Origin of the sequence: Aquabacterium soli (genome assembly GCF_003933735.1) — a bacterium.
Taxonomy (GTDB): Bacteria; Pseudomonadota; Gammaproteobacteria; order Burkholderiales; family Burkholderiaceae_C; genus Aquabacterium; species Aquabacterium soli.
The window spans coordinates 1-487 of sequence record NZ_RSED01000087.1 but is presented as its reverse complement, the minus strand read 5'-3'; the positions used below and the strand labels follow the sequence as shown (position 1 = coordinate 487).

1 pseudogene is annotated in these 487 nt (G+C 60.6%); it reads left to right on the top strand.

Annotated features, from left to right (window positions below):
- Positions 1–69: 69 nt before the first annotated feature.
- Positions 70–487: pseudogene (locus EIP75_RS23905) on the top strand (transposase); the annotation flags it as partial.

Below are 487 nucleotides of genomic sequence, written 5' to 3'. Positions count from 1 at the left end.
TGAAACGCCCCCCTGATTCACTGGACACGGACTATCGCTTATCTTACGGATAGGAATAGGACTGTGAGTATGACTAGGCGTACAGAGACCATAGAGGTCATCACTACCGATCAACGCCGCCGGCGCTGGTCCATCGAAGAGAAGTCGACTCTGGTGCGGCGCACCTATGAGCCCGGCATGTCAGTCTCGCTGGTAGCGCGAGAGGCCGGCGTGTCAGCCGGCCTGCTGTTCCAGTGGCGCAAGCTTGATCGGCAGGGAGCATTGGTGGCTGTCTCGGCCGGCGAGTCCGTGGTGCCAGCATCGGAACTCGCAGCAGCCCGGGCCGAGATTGCCAAGCTGCAGCGCGTGCTGGGCAAGAAGACCTTGGAGAACGAGATCCTCAAGGAAGCGGTGGAGTACGCGGCCGAAAAAAAGTGGATTGCGCGCTCGCCCTTGTTGCCAAAGGACGAGCAGTGAAGACTGTTTGCCTGGCCCTTGGGTTGGCGCG